This window comes from Hymenobacter lapidiphilus (assembly GCF_003417065.2).
Taxonomy (GTDB): domain Bacteria; phylum Bacteroidota; class Bacteroidia; order Cytophagales; family Hymenobacteraceae; genus Hymenobacter.
The window spans coordinates 1-14456 of the sequence record NZ_QVLT01000025.1; the positions used below are offsets into that span (position 1 = coordinate 1).

The following is a 14456-nucleotide window of genomic DNA, read 5'->3' on the forward strand; positions in this document are numbered from 1 at the left end:
CGCCAAACGGCTTAAGACCTTGCGCGGCCTCACGCCACATGAATTTGTCTGTGCCGAGTGGCAGAAAAACCCCGTTAACTTTACCCAGGACCCGACCCACCTCACGCTGGGACTATACATCTAGGTCATGGCCGTTGCGCTCAGTGAAGGAGTAGAACGGCGGGGCCTGCTTGGTTTGGGCATAATGGCGCGACAGCTTAATCAGGTCCGCATCGAGCAGGTTGCTGGTGTTGTCGCTCGGGTCAAAGAACTCGGCAATCCACCGCGCGGCTTGCTGCTGCATCACGGCTTCATCGAGGTTGTCGTCTTCCCACTGCGGGGGCAAATTGGTTTTAAGGTGCTCTAGGAAGCGTTCGAACTTGGGCTGCGCCTGCGCCGATACCACTACAAATTCGCGGTAGGTTTCGGTGTCTTCGGCCGTGGTGGCCAGCACTTCGGTTTCGTACCAGCCAACCGGCAGACTATCGAGGTAGGGCTGGTCGGCGAAAACCCGGCCGCTGTCTATCTGCCGCGACAACTCCTCGACCAGCGCAATGGAGATGAACTCGATGGGATAGGCCCCGCGGGTGCGCGGCTCCATTTCCTCGCGGCCGCCCTGGCCTTCGGGCGTGGCGAAGTTGATGACCTTCTTCCAGTTATCGACGAAGAAGACGATGTTAGCCACTTCCTTATCGGGGCCACCACCAGCGGCTTTACCGCGTAGGGCCCGGCCAATCATCTGGGTGAGAAGGATGGCGCTGGTAGTCTGGCGGGTGATGAAGACGGTGTTGACGTTGGGCACGTCGGTGCCTTCCGAGAGCATGCGCACGTTCAGCAGCACATCCAACTCGTTGTTACGGAACTGGTGCAGGATGCGGGTATTCTCGGCCGTGTTGCGCTGGTTGCGCTCGGCCACGGTGTTAGCGCGGGCGTCGACGTGTGAGTACACCGCATCCACATTCAGCTCAATACCCTGCTCCTGGGCCCGCTGCATCAGCTTTTCCTTGATGTAAACGCACTGAAACCAACGGTCAGCGAAGATGATGGTTTTGCCGTAGGTTTTGCGGTTAGCCAGGTAGTCGTCTACGATGTAGTCGTTGCGGCCACTGTCTCGCGCTAGGCGCTCAATGAGGTCTTCGGGCAGGTCTTTGTGCTGGCGCACCAAGCGGTCAAACAAGCTGTCATCGACGGCAATTTCCTGACCCGTGTTCTTCTGCACGTAGTGCGGCACGGCTAGGATATTCTGGCTTATCAGGTCGGCTTTATCTACCTGGTCGATGATACCGTCCTGGAAAATATCCCAGAGCCAGCCCCGGCGGCGGGCATCGGAGTAGCTCGGCGTAGCCGTGAGGCCCAGAAAGTAGCAGCCGGGCACCTTCTGGCGGATACCCTCGGCGAAGCGGCTGCCCCCGATGAGCAGGTTGCGGCAGCCGTAGGCGGGCGCGTGGTGGGCCTCATCGAGCACCACAAACAGCCCCGTCTGGCGGGAGTGGTCCAGGAACCGCTCGAAAGCAGTTTTGCGGGGCCGGCCCGTTTCGTCCAGCGCCGCCGGCTCGGTGTTGGATATAGCTGTCTGGGTGGTGATGATAAGGATGTCGTCGCTGGGGTCAATCTGCGAGGCGTTGGAGTGCTCGGGGTCACTCGATACCAGGCGCATGTTGATGCTGCGGCGCGACGGCGGCACTTGCAGCAGGTTGCTCTTGAACGTGTCGTAGGCCTGCTCCAGTAGGTGGCCGGTGTGGGCCAGCCACAGCACTTTGGCCCCTTTGGGTAGCACGTTCCGGCAAATCCAGTTCACCGACGTGAAGGTTTTGCCGGCCCCGGTAGGCAGCACCAGAATACCGGCCTTATGCTCCTTATCGGCAAACGTGAACAGCTTGCTGAGCTTCACAAACGCATCCTTCTGATGCTCGAAGGGAGTTTTGGAAATAGCCTGGGGATTGTCGCGGCGGAGCTGTTCGAGGTCGATAGATTGGTACATTATCAGTAAGTAACAAGGTATAGTGGTAGCAGGCAATGCGGCGGTGAGTTGCTGAGCAGCGGAGGGCCTAGTCGCAAGGTATCAATTGAGCTGGCAAAAGCTCGTCAGTTTTGCGGAGTCAGGTTTAACAACTGCCGGGAATCACCGTAAAATAACTACTTTGCTAAACCGGCGCACTTAACTAACCCGATTAGCGTTACCTTTGCGTCCCATTTAGCAAGATTCACGTCATTGCTTTTCCAACCCATGCTGACTGATGCCTTCGACTACGAGAAAGCGCTCAACGTACTGCTGTATGTGGTAGACCAGCTTGGTATGCCTGGGTATCACCAGACGTTTAAGACTTTATACTTTGCCGAGCAGCGTAGCCTGGCTACGTATGGTAGCGCTATTGTGGGCGACGGATTTGTGAAGATGGAGGCCGGCCCGGTGCCATCCGAAATCTACAACATGGTGAAAATTGCCGATGGCCGCAACCAGGACAATCGCCTAAGTGAGGGATATATCCAAACCGTTCGGCAGCACTTGAGGGCCGTAGCACCGCACCGCTTGCAAGCCCTAATGACGCCTGACCTGGATTTTCTATCCGATACGGACCGGGAATGTTTGGATGCCGCTATTGAGTTTTGCCGTAACAGGAGCTACCAGGACCTAAAGGATATTTCGCACGATACGGCCTGGGACGCGGCGTCGATGAGCAGCTTTATGGATACGCTAAAGATTGCAGCAGCTGGTGGGGCCGATGAGGTAGCCTTGAAGTACCTGGAAGAGGGGCTGATGGATAGCAGCTACTACGCGGCCTAAGCGCGCCATTTCCACCTGCGGCATTTTGGCAAACCTCGGCGATTTTTTCTCGGAAGAACAACGGGCGGCACATAGTCTGCGGGCCTTGGTGGTCGGGACGCTGGTACGCTCGCCGGTGCCGGATACCACGCCGCCAAAATTCAAGTTCTGGGTCATCATCGGGTTTGCTGATGAGGGCGCCGAAATGGGCGTAGTGTACCTGAATACGCAGCCCAATGCCTTTATTCAGCGTAATCCGGTGCTGGCCGCTTTGCAGATGCCGGTGCGCCATGATGCCCGCAACCTGGTGGACTATGACTGCTACGCGGATTGCACGGAGCTAAAACGTAAGAGTACCGCCGCCATTCAGCAGCAGCTGGCCGACGAGCCAGCCTTTGTGCGAGGCATTTTAGAACCGGCCGAGCTGGCAGTTTTACAGGCGGCCCTCCGGACGAGCCCTAAGATTTCGCCGCGAGATAAAAAGCGCTTTGGGATTTGGTAAGTCAGTCCCTATTACAAAGCAAAGGCTCCGCTGAAGCGGAGCCTTTGCTTTGTCGATTAGTTAGGAATCATCCAGCTACTTTAGGACTGAGAGAAGCAGACTGACCGGTTACTTAAACTGCTGATAGTGCTGTGGCTCCTTCCAGAACTCATGGCAGGCAGTTATTTGCTGAACGCCAAATATGTCACGCTCCAGCTTTTTCGCATTACCAATACCTAGCTGCTCGCACAACGCATAAAAGCCTTTGCCATGCTCAAATGTGTTTTTGAATACGGCCACCGCACTTAGCACCGGCCGCCCAGCTTGATACTCATGGGTACCAATGTCGCCCAGGATAACTGCAATGGCATTCCGGTGGTGGGCCAGGCCCATATCGAGGCCCAGCCCACAAGCGTTAGCCAACTCCTGGTAGGAGATAGTTTTGCTGGCGTGGGCCAAATCAATCAGGTGCTCCCGGACGGTGTTGTTCATCTGTTCAGGCGTTGGTGGGGCCGTCAATCATTTCGACCAGCGCCCGGGTTACGGCTTCGAGTTTTTGGGCGACGGGCTGCCAGTTCTCCGTGCTGGTATCGAGCTGCTGGAACTCGCTGTAGGGCAGGTAAACCGAAACAGCAAAGCCCAGGGCCACGGCCGCATAATTCCGGTCTGTATCGACGAAGTGCTTTTTCCAGGCGGGCTCTAGGCGGCGCCATTCCTTTTTCGTGTCCTGGTCGAGCAAGGCTTCCAACTCCGGCCAGGAATCCCGGTTCCATTTGCCGGCGTACTTATCGAAAGCGCTCCGGCTCATGAAGTCGTTGTAGACGGGAATCTCGAACAGGTAGCGGTTGAAGTGCGAGAATTTTATGTACTCTTCCACTTCTACTCCATAGACTTGGCCATCCACCGTGAGTTCGGTAGTATTGACCCAGGCCAACGACTTGCTGAAGATGGGCCATCCCTGCTGCTTGGTGTTGGCGGGCCACACACTTGCCACGATGTAGGGCTTGCCATCGTGCAGCCTTAAATTCGTGATTACTTCGCTGGCCCATTTTACATTGATGGGCATAGCTACCCGGCTGTTATACCACTTCAGCTTGTCGCCGAAGGCCTGCTGCTGAATGTAGTGCAGGCGCTTGTAAAGCGCCGATTCGTTGATAGCGCCGGCGCGCTCAAACGGAATGGAACGGAAGGGCAGCACCTCATCCCAGTGGGGATAATGATACTGGATGTATTGCACGAAATCGGTGGTGTAGGGGCTGGCGTGGCCGGTGAGCTGGTGCAGGTTGCGGGTGTTGGTAGCCAGGCGTACTACCTGCGCCCAGCTCAAGGCTTTAGCCTGCACGGTAGCGGCATGGTCCTCGCCCTGGGCTTCCTGGTAGGCTTCGACCTGGCCTTTCAGCTGGGCCAGGCAATCTTCGCCGGTGCGCTTCACTTCTACCAGTACCAGCACATCCTTATAGCGAATGGTGAGGTCGGTGATGGGCGACTCGTTGCGCCAGGCCCGGACCGTTTCGTAAGTGGCGGCATTCAGGCTGGCCCCGGTGATTGCCACCGCATAGATGGCGGCGTAGGGCCCCAGGTCGCGCACCGACTGCTGCACGTCTATTTCCAGCCGCTCCTGGTTATCGGTGAGGTCGAGGTGGCGGCGCAGTTCTTCTTCCCCCACGATGGTGCCCAGCAGGCTGTATAGGAAAAGCGTGTCGTGTTGCAGGCACAGGGCCAGGGCACGCGTCAGGTTGTTTTCGAGCACTTGCTGGTCTTCGCTGGCGGAGTAGTGCCGGAATAGATTTAGATGGGCGTTCACTAGAAATGGAGATAATGGATGAGAATGTATTTACAGCGCCAAGTGCAACTGCCCTGCTACCACCTTGCCGGCCGGTTTCGGCTGCCCCAACTCGCCGCGAAAGGCTTGCTGTAGCAGGCTATTGAACAGGGCTTCGGACTGAAGCTGAAGCTGCTGCGTAGTGGCTTTTTGAACTTCAATTTGAGCTACAATTTCAGCGAATTGATTTTGTAAGTCAACAGGTGGAATTGGAATGGAAATATTCTGCAACTCCTGCGCGTTTATGTTCGCCATACCCACAATGCTTTTACACATATTAAGTAGGGTCAGCTTTCCATATTTCGAGTTCAGGAAGGCAGAAATGTACTCGGTATTACTCCGTTCATTAGACCGAACTCGGATTAGATAGCCAGCAATTGCCATCTCCTTTTCCATTCGATACACAGCAGTCTTTCCAACAAGCTCCTTGCTGTTTGTACGGTTGAATAAAAGGTCACCTTTATGGACTAAGTATTTGGGCTCTTCCTTCTCATCTAGGTTGATGTACTTCAGTGATTTGAAATCCATCGAGCCCTCATAAGTAAGGTTATTCATGCGTAGGTATGGATAAGTACCAGCGTCTTCAGCGGGTTTGCTCGTTCCATACTTCGCCTCCGTAATGATGTCCCTTATTGTTCCCATCGGCCACCCCTTCTCATTGCGCACCGGGTCGCCGAACATATCCACGAACACGGCCTGCACCAACTGGTCGTAGTGAGCCAGCAGCTGCCGGTCCTGCTGGCGCAGGCGGTCAGCCTGATCCAGCACTTGGGCAATCTGGATTTGCTCGGCTAGGGGCGGGAGGGGGATTGGAATACTATCTAGCGCGCCTTTAGTTAATTTGCCGCGTGTTGAGCCAGTCACATATTGCGTTAAATCTTCTTGATTAAGGTAATACATCAAGTACTTAAGATGGGTACCGCTTTTTGCAGTAAGTACGTGAGCATGATTATTCACCCAGCACTTCTCATTGTAGATAACGGCGCATTTTTCCCCTTTGCCCCAACTGCCACCGTCCTCAGCTACACATAGAATTTCTTCGTCAAAAAGGTATTCATCAACCAAGCCCATAATATTATTAGCGCCGATGTATGGGTAGAGTCCTTTTTGCGTGATGACTTCGCGCTGCGTTGAGTTTAACGGTTTTCTTCTATTATCGAGGTTATTCGTTACGGCACTGAGTTTTTGCACCTTCATCTGAGTAGGTTTTAGAGCACTCATCCCAGTAACTCTTCAAGTTGCAGGAGCGACTGCTGGCGCTCCGAGTCCAGGGTGCGGATGGCGGCCAGGATGGCCTGCGGGGTTTCGTAGCTCACCTCGGCGTGCACGGTTTCCTTGTAGCGGTTGATGCTCAGGTCGTAGCCCTGGGCGCGGATGTCGGCCACGGGCACCAGGAAGCTCTGCTCGGTGCGGGCGCGTTGCTGCTCACCGGCCTCGTGGCGCAGGTGCCAGCGGGCCACCAGGTCGGGAATGTCGTTGGTGCCGGGCTTGGCCGCATCGAGCGGGGTGCGCTTGTCGTCGAGGGAGTAGCCATCGGCGCGCATGTCGTAGAACCACACCTGGTCGGTGCCGCCCGAGTTGGTTTTGGTGAAGATGAGCACCGCCGTGCTCACCCCCGCGTAGGGTTTAAACACCCCGCTGGGCATGGATACCACGCCTTCCAGCCGGTGCCCGTCAATCAGCATTTTGCGCACCGCTACGTGGGCCTTGCTGCTGCCGAAGAGCACCCCGTCGGGCACAATCACGGCGGCGCGGCCACCGGTTTTCAGCATGCGCAGCATCAGAGCCAGGAAGAGCAGCTCGGTTTTCTTGGTGTCCACGACCTTGCTCAGGCCCTTCTCCACGGTTTCCTTGTCGAGCGAGCCTTTGAAGGGTGGGTTGGCCAGCACCAGCGTGTACGCCTCCCGGATGCCAGCATTGGCCTCGCTCAGCGCGTCGCGGTAGTGCAGGCCGGGGTTCTCAATGCCGTGCAGCAGCAGGTTCATGGCCCCGATGCGAATCATGGTCGCATCGAACTCGATGCCGTTGAAGGCCTTGTTCTGGAAGTGGTCGGCGGCGGCGGCATCATTAAGCACCTCCGGGAAATGCTCGCGCAGGTACTCGCCGGCTCCCACCAGAAAGCCGCACGAGCCGGCCGAAGGGTCGCAGATGGTATCCTGGGGCGTGGGCCGCATCAGCTCCACCATCATCCGGATGATGTGGCGCGGCGTGCGGAACTGCCCGTTGGTGCCGGCCGTAGCCACCTTGCTCAGCAGGTACTCATATAGGTCGCCCTTGGTGTCCCGGTCGCTCATGTCGATGGCCGAGAGCATGGTCACCACCCGCTCCAGCAGGTTGGGCGTGGGTATCATGAAGGTGGCGCCCTTCATCTGCTCGGCAAACACGCCCTCGGTGCCGCCGGCTTCTTTCATAAACGGAAACACGTCCTGGCTAATCACCCGGTACATAGTGTCGGCGTCGGCTTCCTTGAAGTTGGTCCAGCGCAGCCCCTGCTGGTCGGCCCCAAAAATGGGGTTCTCGATGGGCTGCCCGGTCCACTGGGCCTGACTCTCGCGGGCGGTCTGCAGCTCGTCGAGGCGGCGGATAAACAGCAGATAGGTAATCTGTTCGATGACGGTGAGCGGGTTGGCAATGCCTCCGGTCCAGAAGGCCTCCCACACCCGGTCCACCTTATTGCGAAGGTCTCCGGTTAGCATTAGAAAGGGGGGGGTGATGAAATGCCGCCGGTAAAAGGCGGACATTAAAGGTAAGGCGTGGTATATGAGCCGATGTCTTATTCACTCACTGATTCTCCCGCGAGAACTATTTGTTTTTGGGCAATCAGGTTAGTAAACTCTCCGGCTCGATAGCTATTAAAAGCATCCATGCGGCCTATATCACCAGTGAATCTTTCATCCCAGCTGAATTCCGTATGATGCCATTGCTTTTCATCTTCCTTGTGCAGCAGTGCCTGCAGCCCATGAGGGAACATGTTGCATACATCTCCATAAAGGGAGTGCGCTTTTTGAAGCATCAGGCGTCGCAAAGGTCCATTCAAGTCCGTTGGCCGCATCAGTTCAGCGGGAATGAAGCACAGGTTTGCGGCACTAGTATATAAGCCTGAAAAACTGTACTCAGGTAATACTTCCGGCCAACCGCCCAGCCAATGGTCACCGCTTTTCTCTGAGGAATCACGCAGTTGCTTTAGCGTGTAATCGTTATGTGGAAACAAGTGCGCCAGATGGAAACCCACGTTGCGCGGGTCAGGTCCCGATTTAACTCCTCTTACCACATAGCGCCATAGCTCGTAGGGATAAGAATTGTCATCGGTAGCTAAAGATGCTTTCTGCCTATACATCTCCCGCAAATGTTGCGGCAGGCTTGGAGTCCAATGCGGGTCTTTCTCTAATGCCGATACTCCAGTTGGCTTGCGCTTTGCATCTTTGAAAGCAGATGGCTTATCACCACTGCCATGCCGCCTTACGCCTGGAAAAACACACGGACTACGCTCCCACAGATAAGATTCCATGGGTACCCCAACAGAATTTAATTGAGCAGACCACACAGTACGGTGTTGCTCATTAAAATCGGCAATGCTTTTTACGATGTCTGGGGAAAGCCATTTGATGTACGGCGTCACCAGCTTCACAAAAGCCTTTAACTGCTCATCGTTAGGCAAATCCCACTCATTCCAGTGGGTGTAATTATTCGTCATAGAAGTGTTTGAGTGAGTTAGAAGGTTAGTTACAAAAGCTGATGCAGTGCAGCACGCCGCCCAGCTTGGCCAGCTCCGTGCAGTTAATCGGCACGATGCTGCCGTTGGGGTTGAGCCGCTGGAGCTGGGCTAGCGTTTCCGTGTCGCTCGGCAGGTCGTAGGTAGGCACTAGCCACGTATCGTTGAGTTGCAGCAGGTTCACGTAAAGCCCCACAGCGCTATCAATTTCGGTTCCGGCCTGTTCCTCCACTGGATATTCCATAATACGCTCTACTTCCAGCCCCAGGGCCTGCACGCGGCGGGCCAGGGCAGTTACGCACTGCTGGTCCTCCGAATCGGCCCAGTGAGGTGGATAAGTGCTTACGAGGGCCGTGGTTGGCGATATAAACGTGATGTAGCCGTCCGTATGAGCGAGTTTATCGGCTTTAGGCAGTTTCACCCACTCCGTCTGCAAGCCTAGCTTCTGGCGGATAAGCGCCTCAATTTCCGGCTTTGAATAGTGCTTGGCGTTATCCTTGGCCAATTGCTCACTGACGAAAGCATACTGACCATTGGTTACCAGATTGCCCCCGTCCCATACTAGGTCCAGCAACTCCAGGTCGAGGTCTAGCAGCGAGTGCAGCATTTTCATGTTGTCGCTTATCTGCCGCGCAACCGCCATGCCCCCCCAGTAAACCTTGGGCTCAAACTTGGGCTTCACCAGGTGGGTGCCCATATTGAAGCCGGCGTAGTCGCGCAGCCAGACACCCCGTAGCTCGTTATTGACCACTACACGTAAGCGCGGATGCAGGCCGACGCTACGGAGCCGGTTGGCTATTTGGCGCGTTTTCACTTGCAGCACCACCTCGATATCGACAGGAATCAAGCCGAGTAGCTCCTCGTAAAAGCGCGTCAATACGCCGTAGTTGATTGGTTCGCCGTTACGGTCTGGCTCGCTTACTTCCTCCGGGTAAACAAGATAAAGTTGCCGCACGGGGGCAAAGTCGGTGCGCACGGCAGTAGCGGGCTGCTGCACTTGGCCGGAAGTGGCAAAATCTGCCTCGATACCGCCAAAAGCCTGTTGGGCCGCAGTTTTAAATTCTGCTATCAAGTCGTGTCCGTGACCGCGAATCTGGCGCCAGATGTGATAGTTAAGCACGAAGTTTTTGTGCCCTGCACCCGCGTACCAGGCATCCGTGGATTCAGTCGGCTGTAGGCGAATCATGTTTAACACCGTCTCTTGCACAAAAACGGTGTCTAAACGGTCAAGTATGCTGCGCAGCTCGGTGATTTGCTCGTTCTTGGAATTTTGCAGCGCTGGCGAAAGGCGCTTGGCTTCCTGCATCGCGTGTTGCTCGTTGGATAGTTCTTCTGGCATTATGGATAAACTGTAAAAAATGGGCGGCAATAGCATTACCCGATGCTAGGTCAGTGCAAATAGATTAACAGCACAAAAGCAGGCTTCCAACTTCCCGTTACATTCTATGCCTCAAGGGGCGAACGGCGCCAGAGGATGAAGCAAACTGCAGAACGGGTAGCACAGAAGTATCTTCTTCACAGCCATAACCTGGGAGCAACCACCAGACCACATAGATACAGGAACTCCGGCAGTTTCAACAGCTAATTTGTTTCCCGGCCATGATACTGCAGGCTGCCGCTCTCCATCGCTTTGTCCCCCAAATTCTTCCGCTGGTCGGCCCCCAACTATAAACCACCGGGAGGTAGTGCAATCCTGAGGGGTAAGTACTACATTTGAAATTGGGCCTCTCTTATCGGCCCGCTATTCAGCTGGTTATTTCGTTATGCAACAGCTTGCCGTTGATAATTTCCGGGTCTTCGCGTCCCCAGCGAACTTCGAGCTTTCTCCCATTACCATTCTTACCGGCCGTAACAACGCTGGCAAGTCCTCGCTCATCAAGTCGCTGCTACTACTGGCCGACTACCTGGAGCAAGATGACCAGACGGTACTACGTCTTGACGGCCCCCGGGCCCGACGCCACAAAATCAGCCAATTCAACAACCTAAAAAACTGGGAGACGGCCGCCGATACGGTGAGCCTGAGCTATACGGTAGGAGGCATCCGGCTTGAGTATGAGTTCGGCCGCCACCAAGAGCCCGTCATGGCCCGACTGCTGCGCTTTCGGGTCGTAGCGCCCGCTCTCAATGAGTACTTGGAGCTGCGCTTAATTGGGACTGAGCACACCACCTACAAACTTTCCGTACGGCAGGCGTTGATTGACTTTCTTATCAAGGAAGACGCTTATCTAGCCGCACAGAGCTTAGGGTATTTGGCGGAAGCCAATAAAGTGCGCGAAAAGCTAGACAACCTCGACAAAGAAATTGAGAGCAAAACAGCCCAGTTCGAGAAGTCGCCCGAAATGCTGAAATTCCTGGCTGTGGCTTCAGCATTCGAGCAGCTTAACGGCCGCCGTGGTAAGCTGCTGGCTCAGATTGACGAGCTCAAGGCATCGGCTGAAAGCAGCCGGACCCGCGACAAGGGCATTACCTACAGCGCCAACGTTACCCCCGACGAGTTGGAGCCCGGCTCGGCAAGTCTGCCCCGGCTCATTCAGGCGGGCCTACTCAGCTACCTCGATGACGACGCTACCCGCCCGGTGCAGTTTTTCAAGTATCGGGCCGAGCAGGAGCGCCACACGCTGGTCCGTTTCTACCAGGGTCTGCAGCTTGCGCTACGCTTCCCTTTAGTGCACCTCGGGCCCAACCGCACCTACCAGTCGCGGCTATACTTCAGCCACCAGGGCAGCAGTGAAATCATGGCCATTGTGGAAGCCTTCATGCACCGCGGCATCCGCCCGGGTAGCGAGGCCGACCAATTCCTACGCCATTGGCTGCCACGCTTTAATGTCGGCGACTCAGTTAATGTAACGCCAGTGGAAGGCATGGCCTTCAAAATTACCATTAACCCCACCAGCCGCCGCGGTAACCCCATCAACTTGGCCGATTTAGGTTTTGGAGCCGGTCAGATTTTAACCATTCTGCTGCAGATTGCTTCCGTGGTACAACAACAGGAAGAGCGCCGCAAAGCCGTCAAGTCCACTGACTCGCCACCCGTGCTTTTACTAATTGAGGAGCCCGAAGCTAACCTGCACCCGCGTCTGCAATCATTGCTGGCCGTGCTGTTCGAAGAGGTAACCCAGCGCTACCACATCCGGCTGCTGGTAGAAACCCACTCCGAGTATGTGGTCCGCAAGCTCCAACTGCTGGTGGCCACCCGCCCCGTGAACGATGGGCTACCCCCGCTCCCCGGAGCCGTCATCTACTACATGGACCAGCGTCTGGAGCCTACTTCGGACGAGCCAGAAAAGTTGGTAGCCGTGGCCCGCCGCATCACGATTTTGCCCGATGGCAAGTTAAGCGAAGCCTTCGGTGAAGGGTTTTTCGACGAGGCCGATGAGCATGCCATGGAACTCTACCGCCTCCAGAAAAAAGCAGCCCGCCAAGCTGCAGACCGCCTCTCCTGAGTTTAAATCGTTACTCTTTCGCTATTCATTATGGCTCGCAAAGCTTACTGTACTCTCGAAGCACTCGAAGAAATATTTGACGACCCCGTCACGCACGCCGACCTCTACCATATCCTGCGCGACTACCACGACGTAGTGCTCAACTTGCCCGAGGAAGACCTGGAACTGGAAATACTCCAAAACCAGTACCTGCGCACCCTTTGCAAGCGGGGCGTGTACCAGCTAGCTGGCGAAACCAATTTCTACGAGTGCCTGCCCGAAGAATTCATGGCCTGCACGGCAGGGGGCCTGTTCATTCTCGACGAGAGTCCGGCCGTCTGCGCCGACCTGTCGACCCGGTATGGGGCCTGCGTGCTTTCGCTGCGCGACCCGGCCCCTTCGCACACTCTCACTCACCACTATTACCGCCAGATGGCCCACCAGGACTCGTTCACTGAGTCTTCGCCTACCGGCTCCTCCCCGACCGATATCCCGGCAACATCGGCCCGCCAGGGTTGGCCGGCCTTGCTGGCACCAATGGGCCGGCTGCCCATGAACTCGCTGCTGCTTGTTGACAACTACCTATTCACCAACCTGCACGAGGGCCGTAAAAACTTGCTGAGTCTGCTCGACGGCCTGCTACCCCCAAGGCTCGACGTTGAGTTTCATCTGCTGCTGGTTACGACCAACCCCCGCAACGTACTAAGCCCCGCTGTGCTGGCCGATTTGTTCGACCAGATTCGCACCCACCTTAACCGCCCTTACCCGCTGTTGCTGGGCCTGCTCACCCATGGGGGTCAGGACCGGCGATTCCACCGCCGCGCTTGGGTAAGCAATTACCACTTCGGCAGCAGCGACCGGGGCTTTGTCTGCTTCGATGAGCAGGGCCGGGTAAAGGCGCACAACGATATCCGGGTGCAAGGGGCTTTCCGGGACGCCCGCACTCCTTACAGCGACGTCCCCTGGCGCAGTATGGTGCTGGAGTTGCAGTCAGCCGCCGCCCTGCGCCTGCATAACGAGCAACTTGGCGGGCTAATGGCCACTAATCTGCTCTACGGCAACTGCAATAACCGTCTGCTGCAGCTCGTGAACTAATCTTACTGGGGCAAAACGGGCAGCCGTCCTTCCCCGGCCTATTGGACGCCGCCTGGCTGGTGATGAACGATACCGTTCGTCACCAGCCGGGCCGGCGTTTTGCATGGAATCTGGCGTCGGCAACGCACGGCAGCCTGCCTATAACTTTACGATGCTTTAATTAATATCATAAAATGATATAGATGCTAGCACAATATGACATACACATAATTCATAAAACCCCTTTAAAACCTATTAAAGGGGTTTTAGCGCAGTGGCACAGACTTCGCAAATAGAGTTAATACCGCCGGCAACGTAGCTGCGGCCAATTCGCTGCCCCATGCACCTCGCCTACTCCGCCGCCGCTGCCACTTCGTCCGCCGAAACCCTGCAACTCTGCACTGGTGCTGACCTGCAGGCCGGGCTCCAGCAGCGGGTGCGGGCTGCTCTGAGCCAGGGCATCGAAGCGCTGGAGGCCACCGTTACCGAGCTGCTGGCTACCACCGGCCAAGGTCGGGGTTCGTGCCCAGTATTGGCCAGCATCATTGGCGAGCTATGCCAGCCCGACACCCTGCGGCTGCTGCTGGCCCAGCTGCTGGCCAGCGAGCCGGCCCTAACCGGTGTGCAGGACCGCTCCTACTACCACCACAATGGCTTCCGTAAGCTGGTACTGCTGCAGAACGCGGCATTCAAGCTGCGCCTGCACCTGTGGGAAGCCAACAGCGAGCGGCACCACGAAAATATCCACGACCACCGCTGGAACTTCGCTTCCTGCCTGCTGGCCGGTCGCTTCCAGACCGTAGTGTGGGAAGAAGACCCCACCGGCCCCGAGACCCGCCTCGACTGCACCTACACCCCAGCCCAGGGCAATGGCCACTACGGGGTGCGCGAAAACGGCCAGGTGCGGCTGCGCCAGCGGGCCACCCACCAGTTGCAGGCCGGCGACCTGTACTACATGCCGGCTAGCACCCTGCACCAGGTAACCGACCCGGGCCAGGGCGAAACCATCACCCTGATGCTCACGGCCACTCCCGTTTTGGACCACTGCAAGCTCTACGCCGAGCACTCCATCCCCGAGCAGGACAAGCAGAACGTCCCCTTCTCCCGCGCCGAGATTCAGCACGAGCTCCGGGCGCTGCTGCGCACCACCTGCCAGCCGGCCCTGGCTGCTTAAACCCGGCTAATCCCGCTGCTTCACTCAG

12 protein-coding genes and 1 pseudogene are annotated in these 14456 nt (G+C 56.5%); 6 read left to right on the forward strand and 7 right to left on the reverse strand.

Features of this window, described 5'->3' with window-relative positions; all coding sequences use genetic code 11:
• Positions 1 to 124, forward strand: a pseudogene (locus D0N36_RS19700) (IS481 family transposase); the annotation flags it as partial.
• Here D0N36_RS19700 and D0N36_RS13850 read toward each other — a convergent pair.
• Positions 113 to 1960 (reverse strand): DEAD/DEAH box helicase, encoded by a 1848-nt coding sequence (locus D0N36_RS13850; RefSeq protein WP_116942388.1) that lies wholly within the window; start codon positions 1958 to 1960, stop codon positions 113 to 115. The pseudogene D0N36_RS19700 and the gene D0N36_RS13850 sit on opposite strands and share 12 nt — an antisense overlap.
• Positions 1961 to 2206: 246 nt before the next feature.
• Here D0N36_RS13850 and D0N36_RS13855 point away from each other — a divergent pair, with 246 nt between their 5' ends.
• A complete protein-coding gene (locus D0N36_RS13855) occupies positions 2207 to 2764 on the forward strand; it encodes a Panacea domain-containing protein (RefSeq protein WP_116942389.1) in 558 nt (185 codons plus the stop codon).
• A gap of 25 nt (positions 2765 to 2789) precedes the next feature.
• Positions 2790 to 3245 (forward strand): hypothetical protein, encoded by a 456-nt coding sequence (locus D0N36_RS13860; RefSeq protein ID WP_147320898.1) that lies wholly within the window; start codon positions 2790 to 2792, stop codon positions 3243 to 3245.
• Positions 3246 to 3353: 108 nt separating this feature from the next.
• Here D0N36_RS13860 and D0N36_RS13865 read toward each other — a convergent pair whose 3' ends face one another.
• From D0N36_RS13865 to D0N36_RS13890, 6 genes are all read right to left on the reverse strand, one after another.
• On the reverse strand, positions 3354 to 3716 hold the full coding sequence (locus D0N36_RS13865) for a hypothetical protein (RefSeq protein WP_116942391.1): 363 nt from the start codon (positions 3714 to 3716) through the stop codon (positions 3354 to 3356).
• A gap of 4 nt (positions 3717 to 3720) precedes the next feature.
• Entirely contained in the window at positions 3721 to 5028 is a 1308-nt protein-coding gene (locus D0N36_RS13870) for a hypothetical protein (protein WP_116942392.1), read from the reverse strand.
• A gap of 30 nt (positions 5029 to 5058) precedes the next feature.
• Entirely contained in the window at positions 5059 to 6237 is a 1179-nt protein-coding gene (locus D0N36_RS13875; RefSeq protein WP_190242679.1) for a restriction endonuclease subunit S, read from the reverse strand.
• 26 nt (positions 6238 to 6263) lie between these two features.
• The gene (locus D0N36_RS13880) at positions 6264 to 7742 is read right to left on the reverse strand and encodes a type I restriction-modification system subunit M (protein ID WP_116942454.1); all 1479 of its coding nucleotides are present in this window, start codon (positions 7740 to 7742) and stop codon (positions 6264 to 6266) included.
• 77 nt (positions 7743 to 7819) lie between these two features.
• Positions 7820 to 8740 (reverse strand): hypothetical protein, encoded by a 921-nt coding sequence (locus D0N36_RS13885; protein WP_147320899.1) that lies wholly within the window; start codon positions 8738 to 8740, stop codon positions 7820 to 7822.
• A 25-nt stretch (positions 8741 to 8765) separates the two neighbouring features.
• Entirely contained in the window at positions 8766 to 10133 is a 1368-nt protein-coding gene (locus D0N36_RS13890) for an agmatine deiminase family protein (RefSeq protein WP_116942395.1), read from the reverse strand.
• A gap of 388 nt (positions 10134 to 10521) precedes the next feature.
• Between D0N36_RS13890 and D0N36_RS13895 the strand changes: the two genes are divergently transcribed.
• The 3 genes from D0N36_RS13895 (at position 10522) to D0N36_RS13905 (ending at position 14428) form a co-directional block, all read left to right on the forward strand.
• The gene (locus D0N36_RS13895; protein WP_116942396.1) at positions 10522 to 12201 is read left to right on the forward strand and encodes an AAA family ATPase; all 1680 of its coding nucleotides are present in this window, start codon (positions 10522 to 10524) and stop codon (positions 12199 to 12201) included.
• A gap of 30 nt (positions 12202 to 12231) precedes the next feature.
• Positions 12232 to 13275, forward strand: coding sequence for a hypothetical protein (locus D0N36_RS13900; RefSeq protein ID WP_116942397.1), 1044 nt, complete (start codon positions 12232 to 12234; stop codon positions 13273 to 13275).
• A gap of 319 nt (positions 13276 to 13594) precedes the next feature.
• Positions 13595 to 14428, forward strand: a complete 834-nt coding sequence (locus tag D0N36_RS13905; RefSeq protein WP_116942398.1) for a cupin domain-containing protein — start codon at positions 13595 to 13597, stop codon at positions 14426 to 14428.
• Positions 14429 to 14456 lie beyond the last annotated feature (28 nt).

Excerpts from the sequence above, each read along its gene's own strand:
- D0N36_RS13905 (WP_116942398.1), top strand. The coding sequence starts at position 13,595 with ATGCACCTCGCCTACTCCGCCGCCGCTGCCACTTCGTCCGCCGAAACC.
- D0N36_RS13885 (WP_147320899.1), bottom strand. The coding sequence starts at position 8,740 with ATGACGAATAATTACACCCACTGGAATGAGTGGGATTTGCCTAACGAT.
- D0N36_RS13900 (WP_116942397.1), top strand. The coding sequence starts at position 12,232 with ATGGCTCGCAAAGCTTACTGTACTCTCGAAGCACTCGAAGAAATATTT.
- D0N36_RS13890 (WP_116942395.1), bottom strand. The coding sequence starts at position 10,133 with ATGCTATTGCCGCCCATTTTTTACAGTTTATCCATAATGCCAGAAGAA.
- D0N36_RS13855 (WP_116942389.1), top strand. The coding sequence starts at position 2,207 with ATGCTGACTGATGCCTTCGACTACGAGAAAGCGCTCAACGTACTGCTG.
- D0N36_RS13865 (WP_116942391.1), bottom strand. The coding sequence starts at position 3,716 with ATGAACAACACCGTCCGGGAGCACCTGATTGATTTGGCCCACGCCAGC.
- D0N36_RS13880 (WP_116942454.1), bottom strand. The coding sequence starts at position 7,742 with ATGCTAACCGGAGACCTTCGCAATAAGGTGGACCGGGTGTGGGAGGCC.
- D0N36_RS13850 (WP_116942388.1), bottom strand. The coding sequence starts at position 1,960 with ATGTACCAATCTATCGACCTCGAACAGCTCCGCCGCGACAATCCCCAG.
- D0N36_RS13895 (WP_116942396.1), top strand. The coding sequence starts at position 10,522 with ATGCAACAGCTTGCCGTTGATAATTTCCGGGTCTTCGCGTCCCCAGCG.